19 protein-coding genes and 2 riboswitches are annotated in these 22692 nt (G+C 69.2%); of the genes, 6 read left to right on the forward strand and 13 right to left on the reverse strand.

The window, feature by feature from the left end; all coding sequences use genetic code 11:
• From OEJ37_RS33325 to OEJ37_RS33340, 4 genes are read right to left on the reverse strand one after another with little or no spacing between them, the layout of a single operon-like run.
• Complete coding sequence (locus tag OEJ37_RS33325) at positions 1-1086, reverse strand: ATP-binding protein (RefSeq protein ID WP_175920458.1); 1086 nt, start codon at positions 1084-1086, stop codon at positions 1-3.
• Positions 1083-4892 (reverse strand): cobaltochelatase subunit CobN, encoded by a 3810-nt coding sequence (gene cobN / locus OEJ37_RS33330; protein ID WP_263349242.1) that lies wholly within the window; start codon positions 4890-4892, stop codon positions 1083-1085. The genes OEJ37_RS33325 and cobN overlap by 4 nt, the downstream gene beginning before the upstream one ends.
• A gap of 6 nt (positions 4893-4898) precedes the next feature.
• Positions 4899-5978: a cobalamin biosynthesis protein CobW gene (gene cobW / locus OEJ37_RS33335; RefSeq protein WP_263349244.1), complete on the reverse strand. Its 1080-nt coding sequence runs from the start codon at positions 5976-5978 to the stop codon at positions 4899-4901.
• 25 nt (positions 5979-6003) lie between these two features.
• Positions 6004-7062, reverse strand: coding sequence for a HoxN/HupN/NixA family nickel/cobalt transporter (locus OEJ37_RS33340; RefSeq protein WP_175920455.1), 1059 nt, complete (start codon positions 7060-7062; stop codon positions 6004-6006).
• Positions 7063-7248: 186 nt separating this feature from the next.
• Positions 7249-7513, reverse strand: a riboswitch (cobalamin riboswitch).
• Positions 7514-7638: 125 nt separating this feature from the next.
• Positions 7639-7876, forward strand: a riboswitch (cobalamin riboswitch).
• 109 nt (positions 7877-7985) lie between these two features.
• On the opposite strand from OEJ37_RS33340, the gene cobA reads away from it, so the two are divergent.
• Genes cobA through OEJ37_RS33360 form a run of 4 tightly spaced genes read left to right on the forward strand, consistent with a single transcriptional unit; the run spans position 7986 to position 11113 of the window.
• Positions 7986-8795 carry a uroporphyrinogen-III C-methyltransferase gene (gene cobA, locus OEJ37_RS33345; protein WP_175920454.1) on the forward strand — a complete coding sequence of 270 codons (810 nt, stop codon included), beginning with the start codon at positions 7986-7988 and terminating at the stop codon, positions 8793-8795.
• The gene (locus OEJ37_RS33350) at positions 8792-9169 is read left to right on the forward strand and encodes a cobalamin biosynthesis protein (RefSeq protein WP_263349248.1); all 378 of its coding nucleotides are present in this window, start codon (positions 8792-8794) and stop codon (positions 9167-9169) included. Before cobA ends, OEJ37_RS33350 begins: the two co-directional genes overlap by 4 nt.
• Positions 9170-9203: 34 nt before the next feature.
• Positions 9204-9806: a cob(I)yrinic acid a,c-diamide adenosyltransferase gene (cobO, locus tag OEJ37_RS33355; RefSeq protein WP_034184156.1), complete on the forward strand. Its 603-nt coding sequence runs from the start codon at positions 9204-9206 to the stop codon at positions 9804-9806.
• Between the two features lie 2 nt (positions 9807-9808).
• Positions 9809-11113, forward strand: a complete 1305-nt coding sequence (locus tag OEJ37_RS33360; protein ID WP_263349251.1) for a cobyrinate a,c-diamide synthase — start codon at positions 9809-9811, stop codon at positions 11111-11113.
• A gap of 34 nt (positions 11114-11147) precedes the next feature.
• On the opposite strand, the gene bamE is transcribed toward OEJ37_RS33360, so the two are convergent.
• Positions 11148-11687 carry an outer membrane protein assembly factor BamE gene (bamE, locus tag OEJ37_RS33365; RefSeq protein ID WP_174418728.1) on the reverse strand — a complete coding sequence of 180 codons (540 nt, stop codon included), beginning with the start codon at positions 11685-11687 and terminating at the stop codon, positions 11148-11150.
• A 173-nt stretch (positions 11688-11860) separates the two neighbouring features.
• Positions 11861-13030, reverse strand: coding sequence for a M20 aminoacylase family protein (locus OEJ37_RS33370; protein ID WP_263349253.1), 1170 nt, complete (start codon positions 13028-13030; stop codon positions 11861-11863).
• Positions 13031-13373: 343 nt separating this feature from the next.
• On the opposite strand from OEJ37_RS33370, the gene OEJ37_RS33375 reads away from it, so the two are divergent.
• Both OEJ37_RS33375 and OEJ37_RS33380 read left to right on the forward strand, forming a co-directional pair.
• Positions 13374-14447, forward strand: a complete 1074-nt coding sequence (locus tag OEJ37_RS33375) for a type IV toxin-antitoxin system AbiEi family antitoxin (RefSeq protein ID WP_263349256.1) — start codon at positions 13374-13376, stop codon at positions 14445-14447.
• Complete coding sequence (locus OEJ37_RS33380; protein ID WP_174418731.1) at positions 14416-15321, forward strand: nucleotidyl transferase AbiEii/AbiGii toxin family protein; 906 nt, start codon at positions 14416-14418, stop codon at positions 15319-15321. The genes OEJ37_RS33375 and OEJ37_RS33380 overlap by 32 nt, the downstream gene beginning before the upstream one ends.
• Before the next feature lie 48 nt (positions 15322-15369).
• On the opposite strand, the gene OEJ37_RS33385 is transcribed toward OEJ37_RS33380, so the two are convergent.
• The 7 genes from OEJ37_RS33385 to OEJ37_RS33415 form a co-directional block, all read right to left on the reverse strand.
• Positions 15370-15786 carry a PIN domain-containing protein gene (locus OEJ37_RS33385; RefSeq protein WP_027787436.1) on the reverse strand — a complete coding sequence of 139 codons (417 nt, stop codon included), beginning with the start codon at positions 15784-15786 and terminating at the stop codon, positions 15370-15372.
• Positions 15783-16046, reverse strand: coding sequence for a type II toxin-antitoxin system VapB family antitoxin (gene vapB, locus OEJ37_RS33390; RefSeq protein WP_174418732.1), 264 nt, complete (start codon positions 16044-16046; stop codon positions 15783-15785). The genes OEJ37_RS33385 and vapB overlap by 4 nt, the downstream gene beginning before the upstream one ends.
• Positions 16047-16296: 250 nt before the next feature.
• Positions 16297-17313 carry a GNAT family N-acetyltransferase gene (locus tag OEJ37_RS33395; RefSeq protein ID WP_263349263.1) on the reverse strand — a complete coding sequence of 339 codons (1017 nt, stop codon included), beginning with the start codon at positions 17311-17313 and terminating at the stop codon, positions 16297-16299.
• Positions 17313-18152, reverse strand: a complete 840-nt coding sequence (locus OEJ37_RS33400) for a formyltransferase family protein (RefSeq protein ID WP_263349265.1) — start codon at positions 18150-18152, stop codon at positions 17313-17315. Before OEJ37_RS33400 ends, OEJ37_RS33395 begins: the two co-directional genes overlap by 1 nt.
• A gap of 86 nt (positions 18153-18238) precedes the next feature.
• Positions 18239-20500 carry a TonB-dependent siderophore receptor gene (locus OEJ37_RS33405; RefSeq protein ID WP_263349266.1) on the reverse strand — a complete coding sequence of 754 codons (2262 nt, stop codon included), beginning with the start codon at positions 20498-20500 and terminating at the stop codon, positions 18239-18241.
• Positions 20501-20522: 22 nt separating this feature from the next.
• Complete coding sequence (locus OEJ37_RS33410; RefSeq protein WP_263349268.1) at positions 20523-21899, reverse strand: lysine N(6)-hydroxylase/L-ornithine N(5)-oxygenase family protein; 1377 nt, start codon at positions 21897-21899, stop codon at positions 20523-20525.
• Positions 21900-21931: 32 nt separating this feature from the next.
• Positions 21932-22692: GNAT family N-acetyltransferase (locus OEJ37_RS33415; RefSeq protein WP_263349269.1), on the reverse strand; the 761-nt coding region annotated here is incomplete at its 5' end.

The following is a 22692-nucleotide window of genomic DNA, read 5'->3' on the forward strand; positions in this document are numbered from 1 at the left end:
TCAGCGTTTTTTTAGCGGCAGCGGCACGACGCTTTTCACGTCGCGCAGCCCGGCGGGTTCGGGCGGCAGGTAGCCCCAGTCGCCCTGCGATGCGGCGATGTCGTTCTTCGTCGTTCCCGGTTGGTCTTCCGGCCGCTGGCGCGCATCCGGCGGCGAGCGGTCGTCACGTTCGTCACGTTGGCGGTCCGGCTGCGACGCGCCGGAAGACGGCGGCGTACCCGCATGGCGCCGGTGCCGCAGCACCGCTTCGGCCACGCGCTCCACATGCGACACCGTCACCGCATCGGCCCGTTCCAGCGCGGCGAGTGCGCGCGCGGCGCGCAGCATCACGAGATCGGCGCGCAGCCCGTCGACGGCCGCGTCGATGCACAGCGCGCTGACGCGCGCATGCACCGCGTCGTCGAAATCGAGCATCGCCAGCCGCGCTCGCGCCGCATGAATCCGGTCGCCGAGTTCGCGCTGCGCGGCTGCATGACGGACGCGGAACGCATCCGGATCGAGATCGAATGCAAGCCTCGCCTTCACGATCCGCTCGCGCTGCGCGGCATCGAAGCAGTTCTCAAGCTCGACCATCAGCCCGAAGCGGTCGAGCAACTGCGGACGCAGCTCGCCTTCCTCGGGATTCATCGTGCCGACCAGCACGAAGCGGGCATCGTGCGCGTGCGATACGCCATCGCGCTCGACGATGTTCACGCCGCTCGCGGCGACGTCGAGCAGCGTATCGACGAGCCCGTCGGCAAGCAGGTTCACTTCGTCGACATACAGCACGCCGAGATGCGCGCGCGCCAGCAGGCCCGGCCGGAAGCGCACGCCGTTTTCGGCCAGCGCATGCGCGAGATCGAGCGTGCCGGTCACCTGTTCGTCGCTCGCCGACAGCGGCAGCGTGACGAACTGCCCTTCGGGCAGCAGCTCCGCGAGGCCGCGCGCGGCGGTCGATTTCGCGGTGCCGCGCGGCCCGCTCACCAGCACGCCGCCGAGCGACGGATCGATCGCGGCGAGCAGCAGCGCCTGCTGCAATGCGTCCTGCGCGACGAGCGCCGCAAACGGAAAGACCGCGCGCGCGCGGTGCAGCGTCGGATCGGTCATCGCCGTCCTCCTTCCTGGAGTTGTTCGCTTTCGAGCCAGACCGCTTCGATCCGCTCGCGATAGTCGCCCGGCTGCTGCCACAGGCCACGCTGCATCGCCTCGACGAAGCGTTCGCAGATGCCGTGCAGCGCCTTCGGGTTGTGCCGTTCGAGGAACGCGCGCGTGTCGTCGTCGAACAGGTACGCGTCGGCGACGAGCGCGTACTGGTGGTCGGACAGCACGCGCGCGGTCGCGTCATAGCCGTACAGGTAGTCGACGGTCGCCGCCATCTCGGCCGCGCCCTTGTAGCCGTGGCGCTTCACGCCGTCGAGCCATTTCGGGTTGACGACGCGCGAGCGGATCACGCGCGCGATCTCCTCGCGCAGCGTGCGCATCTTCGGCGCGACCGGGTTCGCATGGTCGCCGTGGTAGATACTCGGCTGCTGCCCGGACAGGTGCCGCACGGCCGCCGTCATCCCGCCCTGGAACTGGTAGTAGTCGTTCGAATCGAGGATGTCGTGCTCGCGGCTGTCCTGGTTCTGCACGACGACGTCGATCGTCGCCAGCCGCTCGCCGAACACGTCGGCCGCGGCGTCGCCCGCGCTGTTCTGCGCATACGCATGCCCGCCCCACTGGCGGTAGGCATCGGCGAGATCGGCGTCGGTCTGCCAGCGGCGCTGGTCGATCAGGTCCTGCAGGCCCGCGCCATAGCTGCCCGGCCGCGCGCCGAACACGCGCCAGCCGGCGCGGCGCCGCGCTTCGTCGGGCGCCACGCCCTGCGCGATCCATTTCGCGCGTTCGCGCTCGATGCGCGCGCGGACCGGGTTCAGCTCTTCGGGTTCGTCGAGTTCGGCGACGGCCTGCACGGCCGCGTCGAACAGGTGCATCAGGTTCGGGAACGCGTCGCGGAAGAAGCCCGATACGCGCAGCGTCACGTCGATGCGCGGCCGGTCGAAGATCTCGATCGGCAGAATCTCGAAATCGGTCACGCGATGGCTGCCGTGCGCCCATTTCGGCCGCACGCCGAGCAGCGCGAACGCCTGTGCGATGTCGTCGCCGCCCGTGCGCATCGTCGCCGTGCCCCATACGGACAAGCCGATCGCGCGCGGATAGTCGCCGTGATCCTGCAGATGGCGCTCGATCAGTTGCTGCGCGGATTTCAGGCCGAGCGACCACGCGGCCTGCGTCGGCACCGCGCGCGTGTCGACCGAGTAGAAGTTGCGCCCGGTCGGCAGCACGTCGGGGCGGCCGCGCGACGGCGAGCCGCTCGGCCCCGGCGGCACGAAGCGGCCGTCGAGCCCGCGCATCAGCTGGCGCATTTCCTCGCCGCCGCATGCATCGAGCGCGGGCATCAGCGTCGAACGGACGCGTTCGATCACCGCGAGCGTATGCGGCCATTCGCCCGGCGGCGTCGCATCGGTGCCGGGGTTGCCGCCTGCGGCTGCACACAGCCCGTCGAGCCATTGCTGCGCGAGCCGTTCGAGCCGCTCGCGCGTATCGCCCGCATGGCGCCACGGCGATGCATCGAGCGCCTGCAGGATCGCCGGTCGCGGGCCGGCCCACGGTGCGGCCCAGTCGGCCGACAGCGGATCGAAATCGTCGCCGAGCATCAGGTCGCGCGCGAGCGCGCCGATCAGCCCCGCGCGCGCGCCCTTGCCGTCGCCGACCGGAAAGCGCGCGAGCGCGAGCAGCGTGTCGCGCCGCTGGCGATCGGCCGGCGACAAGCCGAACACATGCAGCCCGTCGCGAATCTGCGCTTCCTTCAATTCGCACAGCCATGCGTCGACGCGCGTCAGCAGCGCATCCTCGTCGCCCGCGCCGCGCGGCGGCGATACGCTCAGTTCGTCGTGCAGCCGGTGTTCGGCGATCGTCGCGAGGATCGTCTTCCTCAGCAGCTTCGCGCGCCGCGCATCGACCATCAACGCTTCGTAGTATTCGTCGACCTGCCGCTCGAGATCCTGCAGCGGGCCGTAGTTTTCCGCGCGCGTGAGCGGCGGCATCAGGTGATCGACGATCACCGCCTGCGCGCGGCGCTTCGCCTGGCTGCCCTCGCCCGGATCGTTGACGATGAACGGATACAGGTGCGGCAGCGGCCCGAGCGTCAGGTCGGGCCAGCATGCGTCGGACAGCGCGACGCTCTTGCCCGGCAGCCATTCGAGGTTGCCGTGCTTGCCGAGATGGATGACCGCGTCGATGCGATACGCATCGCGCAGCCAGAAATAGAACGCGAGATACGCATGCGGCGGCACGAGATCCGCGTCGTGGTAGCTCGCGTAGTCGTTCTCTCCGCGCGAGCGCGACGGCTGGATGCCGACGAACACGTTGCCCGCGCGCCAGCCCGCGATCGTGAAACGCCCGTGGCGCAGCGTCGGGTCGGCTTCGGGCGGACCCCAGCGTTCGTTCAGCGCGTCGCGCACGGCCGCCGGCAGCCGCGCGAAATGCGCGACGTAGTCGGCCAGCGCGAAACTCTGGAACGCCGGGCGCAACGCATGCACAGCCGCGTCATTGGTCACGCCTTCGGTGAGCCGCGCGATCAGCGCGTCGCCGTCGGGCGGCAGGTCGGCCACCGCGTAGCCCGCATCGCGCAGCGCCGCGAGCACGCGCAGCGCGGACGCCGGCGTGTCGAGCCCGACGCCGTTGCCGATCCGCCCTTCGCTTTGCGGATAGTTCGCGAGGATCAGCGCGATGCGCTTGCTCGCGTTGTCGAGCGTGCGCAGCCGGCACCAGCCGCGCGCGAGCGCCGCGACGAACGCGATCCGTTCGGCGTCCGGCTGGTAGCGCACGACGTCGACCTCGGTGTGCGGACAGCGATACGCGAGCCCCTTGAAACTGACCGCGCGCGTGACGATGCGCCCGTCGACCTCGGGCAATGCGATATGCATCGCGATGTCGCGCGCATGCAGGCCCTGGTTGTCGGCCACCCACGCGTCGCGATTGCCGCCGGACAGGATCACCTGCAGCACCGGCGCGTCGCCCGCGAGCACGTCCGGCTCGGCGGCATCGATCGCGCCGGCCGCGAACGCGGTCGTGTTCAGCACGAGCGCGACGCCGTGCGTGTCGCAGAGCTGCGTGATGACCTCGCGGCTCACCGCGTCCTTCAGCGACGTCACCGCGATCGGCAGCGGATTCAGCCCTTCCTGGACGAGCGCGTCGGCCAGCGCGTCGAACACGGCCGTGTTCGCGGCTTGCCAGTGCGCGCGATAGAACAGGATCGCGACGACCGGCGCGCCGGGCGTCCAGCGCGGCCGCCAGTCGTCGACGCTCGCGCGGTCGCGCGCCGGGTGATACAGCGCGGCGGCCGGCAGCGGGCGCGGCAGCTCGGGTTCGTCGCCGAAGCCGAGCGTATGGAATGCGATGCTGCGCAGCAGCGCTTCGGCGTTGTGCACGCCGCCTTCGCGCAGGTAGCGCCACCACAGCCGGCACAGGTCGGGCGCGACCGTGCTTTTCGCGACGAGGTTCGGGTCTTCCTGCAGGTCGCCCGAGAACATCGCGAGCTGCTGGGCGCGCTTCGACGCGAGCGACACGGCCTGCTCGATCCCGTACGGCCAGTACGCTTCGCCGCCGAGATGATCGATCACGACCGTCTTCGCGTGGCGCAGCACGTCGTCGACATAGAAATCGACGGACGCCGGCTGCCGCAGGAACGTCACGTTCGCGAGCCGCACGCTCGGGAAGCCGGCCGGCAAGTGCGGCACGACGCTCGCGAGCAGCGACAGCGTCGTGTCGGCCGAGCTCAGGATCACGATGTCGGCCGGTTGCTGGTCGATCCGGACGACGCCCTGCGTATCGTCGACGAACCCGCCCGGCGTGGTGCGCAGCAGATGCATCGCGCGTTACGCCTGTTGCGGTTCGGCCGCGCACGCGGCGTCGAACGCGCGTTGCAGTTCGGCCGCGTCGAGATCCTCGCCGATCAGCACGAAGCGGCTCGCGCGCGTTTCGCCGTCCTGCCAGCGACGGTCGAAGTAGCTGTCGAAGCGGCGGCCGACGCCCTGGATCACGAGCCGCATCGGCGCGCCGGGCAGCGCGGCGAAGCCCTTCGCGCGGTAGATCGTGTGCGCTTCGACGACATGCTGCAGCGCGGCGATCGTCGCTTCGCGCGTGCCTGCGTCGCCCGACACGACCACCGAGTCGAAATCGTCGTGATGGTGATCGTGATCGCCGTCGTCGGCCGAGCCGTGATGATCGTGGCGCAGGTGGATCGTTTCTTCCGACGCCGATTCGAGGCCGAGCAGCATCGCGAGGTCGAGCTCGCCGCGCGTCGCGCGCACGATCTTCACCAGCGGCGGGATCTCGTCGCGGATCGCGGTTTCGATCTGCGCGAACTGCGCGTCGCCGACGAGATCGGCCTTGTTCACGATCACGAGATCGGCGGACGACAACTGGTCGGCGAACAGCTCGTGCAGCGGCGATTCGTGGTCGAGGTTCGGGTCGGCGCGGCGCTGCGCGTCGACGGCCTGCGGGTTTTCCGCGAACTGGCCGCTCGCGGCGGCCGGCCCGTCGACGACGGTCACGACCGCGTCCACCGTGAAGCTGTTGCGGATCGTCGGCCAGTTGAACGCCTGCACGAGCGGCTTCGGCAGCGCGAGCCCCGACGTCTCGATCAGCACGTGGTCGATGTCCGCGCGGCGCTCGACGAGCGCTTCCATCACCGGATAGAACTCTTCCTGCACGGTGCAGCACAGGCAGCCGTTCGCGAGCTCGTAAAGCTGGCCCGACGCTTCGTCCTGCGCGTCGTCGCAGCCGATGCCGCAGCCCTTGAGGATTTCGCCGTCGATGCCGAGTTCGCCGAATTCGTTGACGATCACCGCGATGCGGCGGCCTTCGGCGTGCTGCAGGATGTGGCGCATCAGCGTCGTCTTGCCGCTGCCGAGAAAGCCCGTGACGATCGTGACGGGCAGCTTGCGTAGGGTCATGGAATATCCAGGGTCGTAAGGGAGGTCAGGTCGAGATCGTCACGTCGATCTCGTCGTAGCGCTTTAACCGGTAGATCAGGGCCGACACGAGCCAGCATGCGAGGAACAGGCCGATCACGACGTAGCCGAGCATGCCGAAGTGCGACGCCACCATCGACGCGAAGCCCCACACCGGGCCCTGCAGCGACAGCTTGTCCGCGAGCAGCGCGAGCACCTCGATGCCGCCGATCAACGCGGCGACCAGCACCGACACGAAGGTGATCGTCATGTTGTAGTAGATTTTGCGGATCGGCCGCACGTACGCCCAGCGATACGCGCCCATCATCAGGATGCCGTCGGTCGTGTCGACCAGCGTCATGCCGGCGGTGAACAGCATCGGCAGCGCCATCACCGACCAGAACGACAGGCCGCCCTGCACCTGCGCCGCCGAGATGCCGAACAGTGCGATCTCGGTCGCCGTATCGAAGCCGAAGCCGAACAGGAACCCGACCGGATACAGGTGCCAGCTGCGCGACACGAGCCGGAACAGCGGACGGAACAGGCGCGCGAGCACGCCGCGCTGATTCAGCAGCAGGTCGAGATCGGCGTCGACGATCGGCTCGCCGCGCCGTGCGGCGCGAAACGTCCGGTAGACGGAAATCAGGATCAGCAGGTTCGCGATCGCGAGCACCAGCAGGAAGAACGCCGACACGCTCGTGCTGATCACGCCGCCCCACGCTTTCATGCTCTCGAAGCGCGCGAGCGACGCGGCCGTGAGCGCGACCACGACCGACATCACGATCACGACCGTCGAATGGCCGAGCGAGAAGAACAGGCCCGCGCCGAGCGGGCTGCGGCCCTCCTGCATCAGCTTGCGCGTGACGTTGTCGATGGCCGCGATGTGGTCGGCGTCGACCGCATGGCGCAGCCCGAACACGTATGCGAGCAGCGCGGTGCCGAGCAGCACGGGCTGGCCGTGGAAGGCGACGAACGCCCAGATCCACGCACCGGCGTTGAAGGCGATCAGCAGCGCATAGATCGCGACGATCTTGCCGCGCAGCCCGGACGGGCTATCGTTGAACAGGCGAAACAGAGAATCGAGCATGGTGCTCCTTTGCGAACGGTCGACATGAAGAATGCCAACACGGCCGTCGCTGCTCGCCCCGTGCGGTCCGGCCCTTCATCGGGCCGGATCGTGCGCACTCGCGCAGGCGGTCGGACGACGGGAATCGGGAAACGCTCGGGTGTCGGGCATGCTGCGGCCGTGGACGATGCGCCGCCTCCCCGCGGCGCTGAACCCCAACGTTTAGGCCGGTATCCGGGCTGACGAACACGCCGCTTCGCCTTCCCGGATGCGCAGGGCATCCAGTGGCGGTCGTCCGCATGCGCGCGGCATGCGGCGAAGCGGCGCTGCATCGCGGCGGGCACGATGCGTTCGCTTACCGTTGCGGGGGCAGCACAGGTTGGCCCGACTGCGACGCAGGCAGGCTCCCTGTTTCCCGTTTAACTGCGTGCGCCGGAGGGCGCGCGCGAGCACCAAAACGCGTGCGAGTGTAGGCGTCGGGGGCGGGAGCGTCAAGGCGGCGCGGCCCGCCGAACGGCGGCTTGCATGGCTGCCGCGCCATGCCGGAGGCCGCTTCCGGCATCGGCGAAGCGGGTTCGCGCGGGCGGATCGCTGTGCTATCGTAGCGCCGCGTTCGGTGCTCGCATGCGCATTCCGCGCATGCAGTTAAACGGGAAACAGGAGGCGGACGTCCGCCCGGCCTGTGCTGTCCCCGCAACGGTACGCCGCCCGCGCGACGCGCTTCCCCGCGCTCGCGCCCATGCCGCCCACGATGCCACTGCCCTTCAGCCGGGCGGGAAGGCCGCGGCCTGGCAAGCGGCCAGCCCGGATACCGGCCGACGCAAGGGGTGAGCCCGACGCTCGCCGAACGCCCGATCCGCGGGGGACGGATGGGGTGCGCATTCCACCCGCGTTCGCGCGGGCTTCGCCCGATCCGCCATGCCTTGCCTGTCCGCCGGCCGCCGATGTGCCGCCCGCCTTCCCCTTTCCACTGTTTCGACACGGTGCGCGCCGTGCCGCGCGCGATGAGCCGCGCCTGGCTCATCGGCGCCGGCCCCGGCGACGCCGACCTGCTGACGCTCAAGGCCGTGCGCGCGATCGGCGCGGCGGACGTGCTGCTCGTCGACGATCTCGTGAACCCCGACGTGCTGCGCCATGCGCGCGCCGACGCGCACATCGAGCATGTCGGCAAGCGCGGCGGCCATGCGTCGACGCCGCAGGAAGCAATCGTCGCCGCGATGCTCGCGCACCTGCGCGCCGGCCGCAGCGTCGCGCGGCTCAAGGGCGGCGATCCGTTCGTGTTCGGCCGCGGCGGCGAGGAACTGGCCGCGCTCGGTGCGGCCGGTTTTCCGGTCGAGGTCGTGAACGGCATCACCGCGGGCATCGCCGCGCCGGCCGCGCTCGGCATTCCGGTCACGCAGCGCGGCGACGCGCAGGGCGTGATCTTCGTCACGGGCCACGGCGCGGGCGCCGACGAGCCCGACTGGCGCGCGCTGGCGGCCACGCGCATGACGATCGTGATCTACATGGGCATCCGCCGGCTCGAAACGATTGCTGCGGCGCTGCGCGACGGCGGCCTGCCCGGCGATACGCCGTGCGCGGCGATCGAGAACGCGACACGCCCCGAACAGCGGCACGTGCTCGCGACGCTCGACACCGTTGTCGAACGCGTCGGCGCGACCGGCATCGGTTCGCCCGCGATCGTCGTGATCGGCCGCGTCGCGGCACTTGCCGACGATCCCGCGGTGCGTGCGGCGCTCGGCGGCGGCGCATGATGCGGGTCGCGCTCGGCGTCGGGTTCCGCGCGGGCGTGACGGCCGCGCAACTCGATGCCGCGATCCGCGCGGCGCTGGCGCTCTACCCCGCCGCCGAACCGGCGCTCGTCGCAACGCTCGCCGACAAGGCGCGTGCCCGCGCGCTGCGCACGCTGTGCGCGCGACGCGGCTGGCCGCTCGTCGCGTTCGACGCGGCGCAACTCTCGAGCCGTCCCGAACTGGCCGCGAGCGGCCCGTCGGACGCCGCGCTCGCGCGCTTCGGCGTCGCGGGCGTGGCCGAACCGTGCGCGCAACTCGCGGCGCCGCACGGCCGGCTGCTGGGCCCCAAATCCATCCGGGACGGCGTGACGGTCGCATTCGCCGGCCCGCTCTGAACCCTTTGTTTCGCTTTCGACAGGACGATTCCCGATGAAGACCGATTCCGAATCCCATCAGCGGATGGCCGAACGCCGCCGTGCCGGCCACGAGAAGAAGCAGGCCGCCGCCACCCATGAAAAAGGCCTGCTGATCGTCCACACCGGCAACGGCAAGGGCAAGAGCACGGCCGCGTTCGGCATGGCCGTGCGCGTGCTCGGCCACGGCATGCGGCTCGGCGTCGTGCAGTTCATCAAGGGGGCGCTGCACACGTCCGAGCGCGACTTCCTCGGCGCGGTCGCGGAATGCGACTTCGTGACGATGGGCGACGGCTATACGTGGAACACGCAGAACCGCGACGCCGACATCGCGACCGCGCGCAAGGGCTGGGATGAGGCGCGCCGGATGATCGAAAGCGGCGACTACCGGATGGTGATCCTCGACGAGCTGAACACCGTGCTGAAGTACGAATACCTGCCGCTCGACGAAGTGCTCGCGACACTCGTCGCGCGTCCGGAGTCGGTGCATGTCGTCGTCACCGGGCGGCACGCGCCCGATGCGCTGATCGACGCGGCCGATCTCGTCACCGAAATGCGGCTCGTCAAGCATCCGTACAAGGAGCAAGGCGTGAAGGCGCAGCGCGGCGTGGAGTTCTGAGCGTGCCGGCCTGTCCCGCGCTGTTCGTCAGCGCGCCCGCGTCCGGCCAGGGCAAGACGTCGGTGACGGCCGGCCTCGCGCGGCTGCACCACCGGCTCGGCCGCCGCGTGCGCGTATTCAAGACCGGGCCCGATTTTCTCGATCCGATGCTGCTCGAACGCGCGAGCGGCGCGAGCGTGCATGCGCTCGACCTCGGGATGGTCGGCGAGGCCGGCTGCCGCGCGCTGCTGGCCGAGGCCGCGCGCGACGCGGACCTGATCCTGATCGAGGGCGTGATGGGGCTGTTCGACGGCACGCCGAGCAGTGCCGACCTCGCGGCCGCGTTCGGCGTGCCGGTCGTCGCGGTGATTTCCGCGAAGGCGATGGCGCAGACCTTCGCGGCAATCGCGTTCGGGCTCGCGCGGTTCCGGCCGGGGCTGCCGTTTCACGGCGTGCTGGCGAACCGTGTCGGCTCGGTCCGGCATGCGGAATTGCTGCAACAGGCGCTGCCTGCCGACCTACGCTGGCTCGGCCACGTGCCGGCCGATGCGGGTATCGCGCTGCCGGAGCGGCATCTCGGCCTGCACCAGCCGGCCGACATCGACGACCTCGATGCGCGGCTCGAACGCGCGGCCGACGCGCTCGCGCAGACGGCGCTCGCCGAATTGCCGCCTGCCGTCGCGTTCGCGGAACCGGACTGCGCGGTGCCGCTGCCGCGTGCGCTCGCCGGCAAGCGGATCGCGGTTGCGCGCGATGCGGCGTTCTCGTTCATCTATCCGGCGAATCTCGCGCTGCTCGATGCGCTCGGTGCACAGTTGCGGTTCTTCTCGCCGCTCGCCGACGAACCGGTGCCGGACGATTGCGACGCACTATTCCTGCCGGGTGGTTATCCGGAACTGCATGCGGCGACGCTCACGGCGAATGCAGAAACCGCGCGGACGATTCGTGCGCATGCGGCCGCGGATCGGCCGATCGTCGCGGAATGCGGCGGGATGGTGTATCTGTGCGAATCGCTGACCGACGTGGACGGCGCAACGACGCCAATGCTGGGCCTGTTGCCGGGCCAGGCGACGATGCAGCGCCGGTTCGCGGCGCTCGGCATGCAGCGGCTCGATACGCGCACCGGGCCGATGCGCGGGCATACGTTTCATTATTCGCGGCTCGCGACGCCGCTGGAACCGGTCGCGAACTCGGTGCGCTCCGACGGCGCGCCGGGCAGCGGCGAAGCCGTCTATCGCAGCGGCGCGATCGTCGCGACGTACATGCACATGTACTGGCCGTCGAATCCGGAGATGACGGCAGCGCTGTTCGACGGCACGGCGTTCTGACGGAAAAACGGTGAAGCGCCGCGACACCGCAAGGTCAGGGTTTTTCGCGGCCCGGCGCTTCCGAACGCGAAGTCCGGATCACGGTGCCGTCGGGCGAGAAATGCGCGTTGAACATCGCATCGCCCGATACACCGCCCTCGGCCCAGTGCCAGCTCCACACCTCTTCATGGCTCAACGCGTATTGCGCGACCTCGGTCGGCTTGCCGAGCAGTTGCCGCACGTCGTCCTTCGACATCCCGGGCACGACCTTCGCGATGTTCGCCGCCGTCAGCGCCTGCGTGATCGACACGAGCCGGCCGTCGGGCCCGAAATCGAGCATGTAGGTGCTCGTGCCGTACGGGCCGCGCGGATACTCGAACCGTTGCGAACCGTCGTCACCCTGCCTGACCATCTCGGGCTTGCCGGCCTGACGGAGCACGTCCTCGGTCGTCGAGACGCCCGGCTGCAGCTTGCCGAACGCCATCGGATCGGGCTTGATCGCGTTCACCGCATCGGCCACCTTCTGGTCGTCGCACCCGGCCGCCAGAACGCCGACCGCGCAGGCCGCCAGCACGGTCAGAAGCTGTTTTCGCATTTCGTCCACACCTGTATTCATCGAGCCGATCCGGCGTCGCGCGCAGCGTAGCACGCGACTTGTCCCGTCGATGTCAAGGAGCGTCAAATCAACGTGTGCGGTCCGCGCGCGTCCGATTTCGCGGACGCGCAGCGCACACCGGGAGGCGGCAGAAACGCCGCCGAGCCTCTGCTTTAAACCAGGAACGCCTCGGCCAGCTTCACCCAGTACGACGCGCCGGTCGGTAGCGCAGCGTCGTTGAAGTCGTAGCCCGGGTTGTGCACCATGCAGCCGCCCTCCCCGTCGCCGTTGCCGTTGCCGATGATCAGGTAGCAGCCCGGCCGCTTCTCGAGCAGGAACGCGAAATCCTCGCTGCCGGTAAGCGGCACCATCCCGTCGATCAGGTTCGCATCGCCCACCCACTCGCGCGCGACGTTGCGCGCGAACGCGGTCATCTCCGCATCGTTGACGAGCACCGGGTAGCGGCGCTGGTAGTCGATCGTCGCGGTCGCGCCGAACACGGCCGCCTGCGCATGCACGACTTCCTTGATGCGCGTCTCGAGCAGGTCGCGCACCTCCGGTTTCAGCGCGCGCACCGACAGGCGCATCTGCGCGCGGTCGGGAATCACGTTCGGCGCCTCGCCCGCGTGGATCGCGCCGACCGTGACGATCGCCATGTCGAGCGGCGACACGTTGCGCGACACGATCGTCTGCAGTGCCAGCACGATCTGCGCACAGACGACGACGGGATCGATCGCCTTGTGCGGCACCGCGCCGTGGCCGCCGCGGCCCTGCACGTCGATGGTCACGGTATCCGACGACGCCATGAACGGCCCCGGCAGGAAACCGAACTTGCCCGTCGGGAAGCCCGGCATGTTGTGCATCGCGAAGATCGCGTCGCACGGGAACTGCTCGAACAAGCCTTCGTCGAGCATCTTCTTCGCGCCGCCGAGCCCTTCCTCGGCCGGCTGGAAAATCAGGTTCAGCGTGCCCGAGAAGCGGCGCTCGCGGGCGAGATGCTTCGCGGCGGCGAGCAGCATCGCCGTGTGGCCGTCGTGGCCGCATGCGTGCATCTTGCCGGCGATCGTGCTCTGGTACGGCAGGCCCGTCGCCTCGTGGATCGGCAGCGCGTCCATGTCGGCGCGCAGGCCGAGGCGCTGCATGCCGTCGCCGACCTTCAACTGCGCGACGACGCCCGTGCCGCCGAGCCCACGATGCACCGTGTAGCCCCACGACTGCAGTTGCTCCGCGACGAGGTCGCTCGTCGCGAATTCCTCGAAGCCCAGTTCGGGGTGAGCATGGATGCGGTGCCGGATCTCGATCATTTCGTCGGCGAGGCCTGCGGGAATCACGCTGTGCGTCACGGTGTCGTCTCCTGTGTGCGGTGGGGAATGTGCAGGCAAGGATAGACGGTTCGCCGACAACCGGGCAGGCGGAAAGTCGTTACGGTAGCAACCGATGGTTGCCGTATCGGGCACGGCGCGCAATAAGCGCAAGCCGGCTATCCGGACGACTGCCGCGCATGATCCGGACACGTGAAACTGTGCGCTCCGCATCGATTTTCCGGGTATGAGGCTCTAGTGGTGGCTGCTCCGACATCTGAAATACTTCCTACGCATCAAGGACTTGCGGATATCCGTTCACTTTTTTGACGTTTGTACATTTTTTGTGTACGCTGACAAAGAAGTGAACAAGCGATCGCCTCTGATGCCCGAGAACGCCACCCTCCCGATGTCGGAACAGCATGTGCTCGACGAAGCCTGCGCCGCGTTCGAACGCGCGACCCGGCGCTTCAGCGCGCGGCCCGTGCGGGTGCCGGCCGAGTACACCGCGCGTGCCGATGCGATGATCTGCTTCGACATTGCCGGAAAGGCATTCGAAATGCCGGCTGCCGTGAGCCTGCGCGCCGAATCGCTGCCGGGCGCAGTCGCGCAATTGCACCGCCGCGGCGGCGCTACCGCGAAGCCCGGCGAACGGCCGCTGATGCTGATCGCGCCGTATCTTTCGGCCGAACTGGCCGCCGGCCTGACCGACCAGGGCATCCCGTTTCTCGACACCGCCGGCAACGCATGCCTGATTCAACCGGAGGCGACCGTGATGATCGCGGGCCGGCCGAAGCCCGCACGCACCCCGCGCCGGCAGGCCTCGCGCGCGACGACACCGAAGGGACTGGCCGTGATGTTCGCACTCGCGACGCAGCCGGGCCTCGTTGCGCAGCCGTATCGGGGGATTGCCGCCGCGTCGGGCGTCGCGCTCGGCACGGTCAATCTCGCGATGGACGATCTGATCGCGCGCGGCCTCGTCGGGCAGCGCCGCAACGGCGAGCGCCTGATTCCCGACTGGCCGCGCTTCGTGCAGGAATGGGTCGCGCTGTACCCGAGCCGCTTGCGCGCGAAACTGTCGAGCCGCCGGTTTGCCGGCCTCGCGCCCGACTGGTGGCGCGGCTTCGATTTCGCGTCGTTCGATGCGCGGCTCGGCGGCGAGCCGGCGGCCGACCTGCTGACGCATGACCTGAAGCCGGCCGCGATCACCGTTTATACGCACGGCGCGGTGTCGCCCCGCCTGCTGCTCCAGGCCCGCCTGCGTCCGGACGAGCGCGGCGACGTCGAAATCCTCGAAGCATTCTGGCCGCGCACGCCTGCGCTCGACTGGCGCGAGCAGGATGTGCCGCTCGTGCCGCCGCTCCTGATCTATGCGGATCTCGTCTCGTCCGGGGACAGCCGCAATCTTGCCGCCGCCGAACGGATCCATGACCGATACCTCGCCCATCCGCCCGCTTGAAGTCGATGCGCGCCGGCCGCTCGAGCCGGCGGCAGTCGCGCTGCTGCAAGCGGTCGGCAGCACCTGCGCGCGTCTCGACGCGGCGTTCGTCGTCGCCGGCGCAACCGCGCGCGACATCCTGATGTGGCATGTACACGGCATCCGGCCGATGCGCGCGACGCGGGACGTCGACGTCGCGGTGTGCGCGGTGAGCTGGCCGTTCCACGAGCAGCTCGTCGATGCGCTCGTCGCGACCGGGCAATTCACGCGCGCGCCGAAGCAGCAGCAAAAACTGCTGTTCGATAGCGGAACGCACGGTTTTCGCACGGAGCTCGATCTCGTGCCGTTCGGGCCGCTCGAAACGCCGCCGGGCGAGATCGTATGGCCGCCGGGCGGCGAATTCGTGCTGAACGTGCTGGGGTTCCAGGAAGCGGTCGACACGGCGCAGCCGGTGTCGATCGACGCGCGCACCATGGTGCCGGTGGCCAGCCTGCCGGCGCTCGCGCTGCTGAAGTTGCTCGCATGGAAGGACCGGCGCGCGCGCCAGAACAGCGACGCGTACGACCTGCTGTTCCTGCTGCGCAATTTTCACGACGCCGGCAATCGCGAGCGCATCTGGGAAGCCGCGCCGGATTTGCTCGAGGCGCATGCGTTCCAGCCGGGCCTCGCCGCCGCCGCGCTGCTCGCGCGGGATGCGAAGCGGATTGCCTCGCCGCACACGCGCGACGCCATCCGCGCGCTGTTGTCCGACGCAGCGACTTACGCGGCGCTCGGCCAGGATCTGCTGGCACGCGCGTTCGCGCAGTTGCCGGGTGAATTCATCGATGATGCCGACCGGTATCTCGACGCGTTCCGCAACGCGTTCCTCGTTGATCCGCCCGCGCCGCACGCGTGACGCGCCGCTGCGAAACAGCAACGTCATCGCGCTTTCGCCGCACTGCGCTCAGGCCGCCCAGTCTTCGAGCGACAACCCGGCGACACGACCGAATTCGCGGCCGTTGTTCGTGACGAGCACCGCGCCGGCCGCGATCGCGTGCCCTGCGATCGACGCGTCGTTCGCGCCGATCGGCGTGCCGCGCGCGGCGAGATCCGCGCGAATCGCGGCCGTTGCGTCGACGGCCGCCGTATCCCACGACAGCACGCCATCCAGCCGCGAAACAAAGGCCGTCACGAGTTCCGCATGCTTCGGCGACGCTTTCCTGCCCACGGCCCCGAACCGCATTTCGGCATAGGTAATCGCCGACACGACGATCCGGTGCTGAGCGTTGACGCACGACTGCAACCGCGACAGCACCACGGGCGGCCGCTCGCGCATGATGAACGAACAGATGTTCGTATCGAGCATGTAGAGCGTGGTCACCGGCCGGACTCCGTCGGCGCGCCGGCGTCGCCGGACAGGTCGAAGCGGCCGGATTCGATGACGGCCGGGCGTTCGGCGAGGAACTCGGCGTCGGCCAGCGGTTCGTTCGCGAACGAGAGCCACGTGGGGCGCACAGGGCGCAGCAGCAGCGTGTCACCCTCGCGGCGAATCTCGAGTTCCGTCACCCCCTCGAACTCCATGTCCTTCGGGATGCGGATTGCCTGGTTACGAGCGTTCTTGAAAATGGAAACGGTGCGCATGAGCCACTCCATGGGAGTACGATGCGCCCATTTTAGACATATGCTGGCATATGTCAATTTGAAGGCATGCGAATCGGAGGTTGCGCCCCACGCTGCCACGGGTGTTTTTGTCATGCTGTCGGCCTGTCGTCGATAAGAAGAGCGATCCATTCTTCACGACGCAGGCCGCGCGGTCCATATCCCGGACGGCCGATGCAGGCGCGATGCCCGGCCGCGCGCAACGTCGCGCCGACGCCGCGCGCCCGCCCCGTCACGGCAACCGGAAAGTGTCGAAGAATGTATCGCGCTCGATCACGGTGAGCGCCGCGCGCTTGTGCGGGAAGTCGAATTCCTTCAGCGTGTAGAACCCGAGCCGGTGCATGTACGCGATGTGCCGCACGTGATCGACGCGCGGCTCGCCGACGAGCCGCTGCGTGCGCGGTTCGTCGACGAACATGTAGTGCAGCACCCCGCTCCACCACGCATGCAGCTTGCCCGCGCTCTGGAAGCGCGAGTCGCCGATCAGCAGGTGCAGCCCGCGATCGTAGTCGTGCGCGTCGTAGAAGGGCGCGAGGCGGTCCTCCTTCGCCCAGTAGAACTCGAAATAACCGAACGGCGTATCGTCGAAATAGCCGATCATCGGATGCATGTGCGGATCGGCGAGCCGCTCGGCGAGATACGCCGCATGCTCGTCGCGCGTGCCGCGCTGGTCCCAGAACTGCGCGACGCGATCGAGGTTCATCCAGCCGCTGAACAGGTCCGCGTGCGCGTCGATATCGACGGTGCGCAGGCTGAACGTCATCCCGACCTGCGGCATGGTGCGCGCATAGATCTCGCCGGCCGGCGACGGCGGCCGCACCGGGTGCCGGTGGCCGTTCGTGATCGCGTAGCGCAGCGGCATCCCGCCCGACGCGGGCGCCCTCAGCCACGGCCGCGGGTTCTGCCAGAACGTGGTGCGCGACACGTTCAGGCGCAGCATGTCGCCGGCGACCTGCGCGCCGTCGATCACGCCCTCGCGCACCGCGCGCGCCACGTACGACGCGACGGCCGCCGCACTGGCGCCGCCGAGCGGCACCGAGATCGTTGCCGCGTCGTGCCGCGTGTCGGTGTTGAACAACGGGACGAACGCCGCGAGCAGACAGTCCGGCGAGTCGTCGGGATGCCATGCGTCGAGTGTGTGCTCGGCGACCTGCGTCGCCTGGCCATGCGCGGCGCCGTCGAGCGCGGCGGCTACCTCGCCTTCGACGGCATCCGCGGCGCCGGCCGGTTTCGTCAGCGTGTCTTCCATCACAGTGCTCCCGCGTCGTGGCGGTCGGCGAGCACGTGAAGCCCCCGTTCGAGCGCCGGAAACAGGCTGCGCTGGAAGTTGTTCCAGCGCAGTTCGAGAATCGTGTCGTCCGGCGCGATCGGCGTGTCGAGCACGTCGCAGATCACCTCGCCGGAATCGATGCCGTTGTCGACGTAGTGGAACGACGCGCCCGTCATCGTCACGGGCTCGACGGACGACGTCGCGCCGCTCGCCCAGTCGACCCGTTCGCCGCGCGCGCCGTGCAGCGCGTCGAGCGTCGCCCACGCGCCGCGCCGCTGGTATGGCGAATCGTCAGCCGTGATGCCTGGGTGGATGTTCGCGATGCGCCGGTGAAAGCGCGCGCCGGGCCGTACGAGTTCGTCGAGGATCACCAGCAGCCCGTCGAGCACGACGACGTCGGCGTCGAGTTCGAGCAGGCGCTCGAGCAGGCGGTGCTCGAACGCCTGTTTGCCTGCCACGCGTTCGCGCGCGTCGCGCGGCAGCCGCCGGTACGTCGACGGAATCGAGCAGAACAGTTCGTCGACCGCCCGGCCCTGCACCGTCAACCCTTCCGGCAGGATCCACGGCCGGCCGGGCGTGCGCGCGAAGCCGTAGTCGGCCACCTTCGCGCGGTCGGCCGGCGAACCGTCGTCGTCGTCGACGATCACGCCCTTGAGCGTGTAGCGCTCGCCGAGCGGCGAGTCGTTCAGGCGCTCGACGAGGAATTCGAGCGGCGCCTTCATGTAGCGCGTGCCACCCTGATAAGCGACCGGCTGGCCGGCGCGATCGGCCGCGCCGTTGCGCAGCGACTGGATGTAGACGAGATTTTTCTTCGGCATGGATGCGTCGTGGAAAAGCGGACGAAGGCGCCGCGGCCGGCCCGCGCCGGCCACGAAGGCCGACCGGCGGGCCGCGGCGCGCAACGTCACCAGTTGTATTTCGCGGTCGCGATCACCGTGCGGTCGGTGCCGAAAACGCAGACGTTCATCGACTGGCAACCGCTGATGTAATGGCGGTTGGCCAGGTTGGTCCCGTTCACGGCAAAGCGCCAGTTGCGCGTGTCGTAATGCACGCCCGCGTCGAACAGCGTGACGCTCGACACCGTCAGCGAGTTGTCGGCCGCACCGGCCGACGCGCTCTGGTAGCGAACGCCGCCGCCGAGGCCGAAGCCCGCGAGCGGCCCGGTGTGCCACGTCCAGTCGGCCCACAGCGACGCCATCTGGCGCGGCCGCGGAATGTCGACCGGCCAGTTGTTCAGCGACACGTCGTTCGCCTGCACGTTCTTCACGTCCTGGTACACGTACGACGCGATCAGCGACAGGTTCCGCGTGACCTTGCCGGTCGCGCTCAGCTCGATCCCGCGCGAACGCACCTCGCCGGTCTGCACCGACTTCGTGCCGGTTTCGTCCTGACTCGGCAGCGCCGGCGTGATCCCGTTGGTCTGGTTGATCTGGTAGATCGCCGCGTTCAGCATCAGGTTCTTGCCGGGCGGCTGCCAGCGCAGGCCGGCCTCGATCTGCTTGCCGCGGGTCGGCTGCGGCAGCCCGCCGCCGAGCAGGTTCACGCCGATCAGCGGATTGAACGACGTCGCGTAGCTGACGTACGGCGACAGCCCGTAGTCGCCCTGGTACGTGAGGCCGACGCGGCCGGTGAACGCCGTCACGTCCGCCTTCGTCGACGTACCGCCCGCGCGGTCGTCCATCCGCATGTTGACCCAGTCCTCGCGGCCGCCAAGCGTAAGCGTCCAGCGGTTCCACTTGATCTGGTCCTGCGCGTACAGGCCGAACGTGTTCAGCGTCGTGTACGTGTTGGTGCGGAACGTCGACGCCGGATCGAACACCGCCGTCGTGACCGGCAGGTATACCGGGTTGTAGATGTTCAGCGGCGGTGCGGCGGCGAGCCATTCGCTGTCGGTCGCGGTCTGGCGGTTGTACTGGAAGCCGAGCAGCAGTGTGTGCTGGAGCGGGCCCGTCGCGAAGCGGCCTTCCACGTTGTTGTCGATGTCGAAGCGGCTGTAGTTCATCTGGAACACGCCGGCCCAGCGCGACACGTCGGTCGTGCTGCCGTCGACGAAGCCGTTGCCGAACACCGAGCCGTTGTCGAGCGACAGGTGCATCAGGCGCACGTTCTGCCGGAACTTCCACGCCGGGGTCAGGTTCTGCTCGAACTGGTAACCGACCGACCACTGCTTCTTGCGGTAATAGTTGAAGTTCCCGTCGCCTTCATAGACGTCCTTGTTGATCTGCCCGTTCGGGTTCGGCAGCACCGTGCCCTGCGCGGGCAGGAAGTTCGACGAGATGTCGCCCCAGTCCTGCAGGTACGTCGCGGACAGCGTCAGCGACGTATCCGCGTTCGGGCGCCAGCGGAACGACGGCGCGAGCGCGACGCGCTGGTCGTTGTTCGGGCCGGTCAGCGCATTGCCGTCGCGCGCGACGCCGACGAACCGGTACGCGTACTTGCCGTCGGCATCGAGCTTGTCGCCGACGTCGATCATGAACTGCTTGCGCGCGTAGTTGCCGATCTGCACCCCGGCTTCGCGCACGCGCTCGCCGTCGGCGAGCTTGGTCTGCACGTCGATGATCGCGCCGGGGTCGCCCGCGCCGTACAGCACCGAGGTCGGCCCGCGCAGCACGGTGATGCTGTCGATCATGTACGGATCGACGCGCCAGCTCGCGAGGTTGATCGTGTTCGGCACCTGCAGCCCGTTCACGTAGGCGGTCGGCGTGAAGCCGCGCAGCGCCGCGTACCAGTCGGAACGGTTGTCCGAACCGTACGACGAGAAGCCCGGCACATAGCGCAGCGCCGCGTTCACGTCGGTCGCGCCGGTCATCTCGATCTGCTGCGCGGTGACGACGTTGACCGTCTGCGGGATCTCGTTGAGCGGCGTGTCGGTCTTCGTGCCGGTCCTGCTGCGCTTCGCGACGAGCCCGACCGTGCCGTCGCCTTCCGAGGCCGCGTTGACGGTGATCGCCGGCAGCGTGCCATTCGGCGAACCGTTCGGCGTGCCATTCGCCGCACCGTTCTGCTCACTGCTGGCCGACGCTGCGGCGCCTGCGTTCACGGCCGGCGCCGTCTGGGCCCATGCCTGCCCCGCCGCCGCACCGAACGCCACGCTCGCCGCGGCTGCGATCGCACGCAAACGCGTGCCTGTTGCCCACTCCATCTTTCTCTGCTCCACTTTTTTCATGCGGTCTCCGACCGCGCCTTTGTCAAAGAGCGAAAGCCATCCGGCCCGCGCTCACCCCGTTTTCCTGTCGTTTTTCGTGCGGCGCCCGTGCCGCGCCATCGTCATGGGCGGGTGCGATCCCGTCTTCGAGCGACGCGCAGATTTCGTCCGCGCGGCGCGCCAGTACCGACAGCAGCGTGTCGGACAATCCGTGGCTGTCTTCGCAGCAGCCTTGCAGGTAGATGCGCGGCGCGAAGTGCTCGGGTGTCGCGAGCAGGTAGTCGCGCGTCACGTCGCCGCGCGTGAGCGCATCGCCCAGGTGCGGCGCGAGCCCTTCGAGCAGCGCCGAATGCGTGTCGCGGCGATAGCCGGTCGCGAGCACGAGCGCGTCGAAGCGTTCGACGCGCGTGGCGCCGCTCATCCGGTCGCGCAGCGTCAGCTCGATGCGGTCGTCGGCGGTGCGCACCGCGGCCTCGATCGCGCTGTTCGCGAGCAGCGCATGACGCGGCGCGCCGTCGATGCGCTGCAGGTACAGCATTTCGTAGATCTGCTCGATCAGCGGCCGGTCGACCACCGCGTAGTTGGTGTCGCGATAGCGCTCGAGCAGCGCGCGGCGCGCGTCGTGCGGCTGCGCATAAACGACGTCGGTGAACTCGGGGCTGAAGATCTCGTTGACGAACGGGCTGTCGTCGGCCGGCTTCAGCGCGCCAGCGCGCATCACGAGGCTCGCGTCGACGTGCGGGAAGCGGCGCGCGAGATCGATGAACACCTCGGCCGCGCTCTGCCCGGCGCCGATCACCGCGACGCGGCGGCGCTCGCCGTCCGGCGATGCGACGAGCCGGTCGATATCGGTCAGATAGGATGACGAATGGATCACGCGGTCGCGGCCGAGCGCGGCGAACGCATCCGGGATCGCGGGCGTGCCGCCGACGCCGACCGACAGCGCGCGCGTGACACGCTGGCGCTCGTGGCCCGCGGCATCGCGCGACAGCACGCGCAGCGCGTCGATCCGCGCACCGTCGCCGCGCACCGGCTCGATCGCCAGCACGGTCTCGCTGTAATGGACGCGATCGTCGAACGCATCGGCGACCCAGCTCAGGTAGTCGTGGAATTCGACGCGGGTCGGATAGAAGTTCTTCAGGTTGACGAATTCGTTCAGCCGGCCGCGTTCGAACAGGTAGTTGATGAACGTGTAGCGGCTTTTCGGATCGCGCATCGTGACGAGATCCTTCAGAAACGAGATCTGCATCCGGCAATCGTCGAGCAGCATCCCGCGATGCCAGCCGAATTCCGGCTGGCGCTCGACGAAGCAATGGGCGAACGTGCGCGCACCGCTGCGCTCCGCGAGGCGAATGGCCAGCGCCAGATTCGACGGCCCGAAGCCGACGCCGATCAGGTCGAATACGGTTTCTCTCTGCATGTCTCAGCTCCCTTGTCGGTGATTCCGGCCCGTCAGACGTGACGGCCGGAGAAGAACGTCTCGCGCAGCGTGCGCATCCACAGCGGCTGCGCGTCGGCCAGCGCGAGACGGCGCTGCCGCGCGAAGCCATGCCGCGCGAGATGGTCGGCAACCCGCGCGTGGCCGGCCGGAACGGCACAGCCGACCGCTTCGGTACGCGGGTCGTCGAGAAACAGGTAATGAACGACGGACGGCAGCCAGCCCGCGACGCAATGCGGGCCGCGCCAGCGCGATTCGCCGACCAGCATCCGCAGCCCGCGGTCGTAGTCGCACGCCGCGACGTGCGGCGCGAGCGCGTCTTCCTTCAGCCAGACCGCCTCGAAGTACGCGAACGGCTCGCCGTCGAAGCAGCCGACCAGCGGCGTCACGTGCGGATCGGCGTCGGGTGCGGCACCTTGCGTACCGTCCGCGCCGGGCTGCGCGCCCGGCCAGCCGTCGCGCACGCGCGGCTCGTCGAACCAGCGCGCGAGCCGCCCGGCGTCCTCCGCCGGCTGCCAGCCGCGCAGCGTGAAGCGCACGCCGAGCGCCGGCAGGTCGCGCGCATAGACTTCTCCGCGCGGCGCCGGCGGCCGGCGCGGATGACGCCGGCCGTCGGTAAGCATCGGCAGCGTCGCGCACCGCAGATGCGTGCCGACGAGCCACAGATCGGCCTGCTGCGCCCAGCCGTCGCGCATGCAGCGGCCGCCGTCGGCGAGCACGCCGCTCGCGCGCAGCGCATCGAGCGCGACCGCCGGCCACGCGGCCGGGTCGAGCC

Source organism: Burkholderia sp. BKH01 (assembly GCF_025685725.1).
GTDB lineage: Bacteria > Pseudomonadota > Gammaproteobacteria > Burkholderiales > Burkholderiaceae > Burkholderia > Burkholderia pyrrocinia_C.